Raw genomic sequence first — 4,266 nt, 5'->3', positions numbered from 1 at the left:
CCCACCCCCACCCCCGCCCCGCCACCGCCGGAGGCCCGCCGCACCGCCTTCGCCGAGGGCGCGGACCGCCTCCGCAGGGCCGCCACCACCGAACCCGGCCGCCTCCGCATCATCGGCGCGCTCCTCGCCGTCCTCGTCGTCGCCTTCGGCGCGGTGACGGCCTGGCAGATGACCGACCGGGCCACGGCCGCCGACGACGTCCTCACCAGCAGTCAGCCCCTCAGCTCGGACGCCGCCGACATCTACCGCTCCCTCGCCGACGCCAACACCGCCGCGTCCAGCGGCTTCCTGGCCGGTGGTCAGGAGACCGCCGCCTCCAGGGACCGCTACGAGAACGACATCCGCACGGCCGCCGCGAAGCTCGTCAACGCCGCGGCCAACTCGGACCCCGGCTCCCCCTCCGCGGAGACGATCACCAAGCTCAACCGCCTGCTCCCCGAGTACAAGGGCCTGGTCGAACGCGCCCGCACCTACAACCGCCAGGGCTTCCCCGTCGGCGGCGCCTACCTGCGGTACGCGAACGAGAAGATGCAGAAGGAGATGCTCCCGGCGGCGGAGGACCTCTACACCAAGGAGAACCAGCGCCTGCGCGACGACTACGCGGACGCGACCCCCTACCCCTGGCCCGCCATCGCCCTCGGCGTCGCCGCCCTGGCCGCCCTCGCCTGGGTCATGCGCCGCAACTACCTGCGCACCAACAGGGTCCTCAACCACGGCCTGGTGGCGGCGACGGCGGCGGCCGCGGTCGTCCTCATCTGGCTGACGGCCGGCCACACCCTCGCCCGCTCGGGCCTGAACGACTCCTACGACCACGGCGTCCGCTCGCTCGACGTGCTGCACGACGCCCGGATCGCCTCCCTGAAGGCGAGGGGCAACGAGAACCTGACCCTGGTGGCCCGGGGCGCCGAGACGACGAAGGTCGGCGACGAGACGTTCGACGCCTACGACCACGACTTCGGCCGCGACATGGACGCCCTCGCCAAGGGCCTGGCACAGGCGCGGCGCCTCGCGGACGACGCCGGCGGCGAGAAGCCGGTCGACTCGGCGGTGGGCAACATGACGGAGTGGAAGAAGCGCCACGCGGCGGCCCGTGAGCAGGACGAGAACGGCAACTACCAGCAGGCGCTGGACATGGTGATCGGCGCGAAGGGCGCGACCGGCGAGTGCTTCGACAGCGTCGACGAGAACCTGGCCACGGCGCTCGCGCACGAGGAGAACGAGTTCGAGCAGGCGGCCGGCGACGGCCGGGACGCGCTGACGGGCCTGCCGGCCGGCGCGGCCGTCCTCGCCGTACTGGGCGCGGCCGGCGCGGTGCTGGGCATCGGCCGCAGGCTGTCGGAGTACCGATGAACGGCCGCGTGGACGAACCGAAGGGGGCCATGACGATGATCGCACGACACCTGCGGGCCCGCCTGAAGGGCTGGGGCGGAGTGGGTGCGATGGCGACCGCCTGCGCCCTGGCCCTGGTCTTCGCGCTGGTACTGGCCTGCACCGGCCCCCCGGCCGGCGGCCCCTCGAGGACCACCGGCCAGACCGTGTCCCACGCCGCGCGGGCCCAGGCGGACGAGGACTGCACGGCCCCGGAGAAGCAGACCCTCTCCCCCTCCGACGCCGACGGCCCCACCATCGAGGCGATCAAGAACCGTCGGGGTGAGAAGCGCAAGCTGATCGTGGGGGTCGACCAGAACAGCTACCGCTGGGGCTACCGCGACCCCAACAGCGGCGAGAGCGGCACCCTGGAGGGCTTCGACATCGACCTGGTGCACCGCATCGCCGAGGACATACTCGGCGACCGGGACGCGGTCCAGTTCAAGGCGATCCCGACCGACCAGCGCATCCCGGCGATCAAGGCCGGCCGCGTCGACATGGTCGTCCGTACGATGACGATCAACTGCGCCCGCATCAAGGACGTGGCCTTCTCCGCGCCGTACTTCAGGACGGGCCAGCAGGTCCTGGCCCCGAAGTCCTCACCGATCGAGGGGTACGACGAGACGCTCGCGGACCAGGAGATCTGCACGGCGACGGGCTCGACCGCGTACACGAAGCTGGAGACGGACAAGGAGGCGGGCGACCTGCCGGCGTCCACCGACATCCGCACCACCGTCCCCAACCAGCTCGACTGCCTGGTGCGGCTGCAGCTCGGCGAGGTCGACGCCGTGGTCACCGACGGCGCGCTCGCGGCCAGCCAGGCCGCGCAGGATCCGACGGTCCAGCTCAAGGGCGAGGCCTTCACGACCGAGTACTACGGCGTGGCGATGAAGAAGGACGCGGACGACCTGGTGCGCCGGGTCAACCGGATCCTGGTGGACTTCCGCGAGGACACCACGGACGGCTGGCAGGACGCGTACGACGAGTGGCTGTCGGCCACGCTGGGCGACGACTCCTCCGGGTCGAGGCCCCCGGCCCCGGAGTACCTGCGCGAGAGCTGACCCCGGAGCGCCCCCGAACCGATCCCGAACCGATCCCGGACCGACGACCCCAGCCGGACACACCCCAACCGTCAACAACCCCCCAGCGAGAGGTGATCGATGGCCGACACGGATCCCACCGGGCCGGTGATGGACCGGGACGAGGTGGACCGTGCGCTGGCGCGGCTCGGCGCGGAGCACGAGGCGATCGAGACCTCGCTCCTCGCCCTGCAGGACCACGCGGGCCGAAGACTCCTGGAGGGCGCGCGGCTCACCGGCATCACCGAGGAGCGCTGGACGGCCACGGAGGCGTCGATCACGCTGCTGTGGACGTACTTCGACGCGTACACGGACGCGCTGCGCACGGCGCGGAACATCCGCTCCCGCCGCCGCTGGTCCAGCCGTGAGGACCTGGTGGAGCTGACGGAGCTGCTGCGCGGCGACGCGGTGACCGTGGCCGGCGGTGCGGCGGCCGCCGACGCGCCGACGCTCCACGCCTCCCCGGGGAAGCTCAGCGAGCGGTACTCGCTCGCCACCCTCGTCGACCGCATGAACGAGCTGTACGCGACCTCGCTGGACATGGTCGTCGCCGCCGACGCGGTGTGGTCGGCGCTGCCCGCCCGGATCGATCTGCTCGCCGCCGAGCTCCAGCGCACCAGCCGGCTCGCGCACTCGGTCGGGGTGCGCCCGGGCGAGCATCCGGCGGGTGACGACCTGGAGCGGATCACCCGCACGCTGGCGAAGCTGCGCGAGCAGGTGGTGTCCGACCCGCTGGCGTACTGGAAGCGGGCGGAGGGCAGTTCGGCGCCCGGCGGCGGACGGCCCGACACCACGGTCTACGACCGTGAGGCGCGCGCGCTGGAGGACGTGCGCCGGGAGATCGACGCGGTGCTGACGGTCCGCCAGGACGCCGAGAAGCGGATCGTCAGGCTGCGGGACGTGCTCTCCCGTGCCGACCGCACCCTCGCCGAGGCCCGCACCGCGCGCGGCGAGGTGCTGGCGAAGATCGCCGCGACGGAGGTGCCGGTGGTCAGCGGACCGCCGACCGTGCTGCAGGAGCAGTTGTCGACGGCCGCGGAGTACCGCAGACACGCCCAGTGGCACCGCCTGTCCCCGCTCCTGGAGTCCCTGGAGCAGAAGGCGGAGGACGAACTGCTGCGCGCCCGGGAGTCATTGACCGCGGTGACGGCGCCGCTGGCGGTCCGTGCCGAGCTGCGCGGCCGGCTGGACGCGTACAAGGCGAAGGTGGCCCGGCACGGTCTGGCGGAGGACCCCGTCCTGGTGGAGCGGTACGAGAAGGCGCGCCGCATGCTGTGGAGCGCGCCCTGTGACCTGCGCGCCGCCGACCGGGCGGTGCTGCGCTACCAGCAGGCGGCCACGGAGGTCCTCGGCACGGCGCCCCGGGTACCGGACCAGGGCGGGTCCGACGACCGGAGGGGGCCCGGCGCATGAGCGACGAGGGGGAGGCCGCGTCATGAGCGAACCGGAGAACCGGGCACCCGGGACCGGGTGCCAGCGCCCCGAGTGCGGGGGCGCGTACGAGGACGTCGGCGGTGGCGAGCTGTACTGCGACACCTGTGGCCTCGCCCCGGTGGTGTCGCCGACCGGCATGGTCGGCTCGGCCCCGACCGGGATCACGGTGGGCGGCCGCGGCTCGCGCGGTTCGGCGGGCAGCGGGCGTTCCAGCGGCCGCAGCGGCCGCAGTTCCCGGACGTCGTCGCAGTCGTCGAAGTCCCGCCGTTCGGTCTCCGGGCGGCTCTCCCGCTCGCTGTCGGGCCGGCCCACGGGCCGCTCGGTGTCGGTGCGCAGTTCCGGCGCGGGCGCCGGCTCGTCCGGCCGGGGCCGTCTCGGTGCCGGT

Annotated in this window: 3 protein-coding genes and 1 pseudogene; all 4 read left to right on the top strand. The window is 73.4% G+C overall.

The annotated features are described in order from the left end of the window. A partial coding sequence (locus B7767_RS15455; RefSeq protein ID WP_085572701.1) for a hypothetical protein occupies positions 1–1,350 on the top strand: 1,350 nt, incomplete at its 5' end. Positions 1,351–1,385: 35 nt separating this feature from the next. Further along, positions 1,386–2,429, top strand: a complete 1,044-nt coding sequence (locus B7767_RS15450; protein ID WP_179167158.1) for a glutamate ABC transporter substrate-binding protein — start codon at positions 1,386–1,388, stop codon at positions 2,427–2,429. A gap of 99 nt (positions 2,430–2,528) precedes the next feature. Further along, positions 2,529–3,860, top strand: a complete 1,332-nt coding sequence (locus tag B7767_RS15445; protein WP_085572700.1) for a hypothetical protein — start codon at positions 2,529–2,531, stop codon at positions 3,858–3,860. 22 nt (positions 3,861–3,882) lie between these two features. Continuing rightward, positions 3,883–4,266: pseudogene (locus tag B7767_RS15440) on the top strand (serine/threonine protein kinase); the annotation flags it as partial.

Source organism: Streptomyces sp. 13-12-16 (genome assembly GCF_002114215.1).
Taxonomy (GTDB): Bacteria; Actinomycetota; Actinomycetes; order Streptomycetales; family Streptomycetaceae; genus Streptomyces.
This window is presented reverse-complemented; position numbering and strand designations above follow the sequence as displayed.

What these genes read in the sequence shown, in the direction of transcription:
- B7767_RS15445 (WP_085572700.1), top strand. Translation starts at nt 2,529, where the DNA reads ATGGCCGACACGGATCCCACCGGGCCGGTGATGGACCGGGACGAGGTG.
- B7767_RS15450 (WP_179167158.1), top strand. Translation starts at nt 1,386, where the DNA reads ATGATCGCACGACACCTGCGGGCCCGCCTGAAGGGCTGGGGCGGAGTG.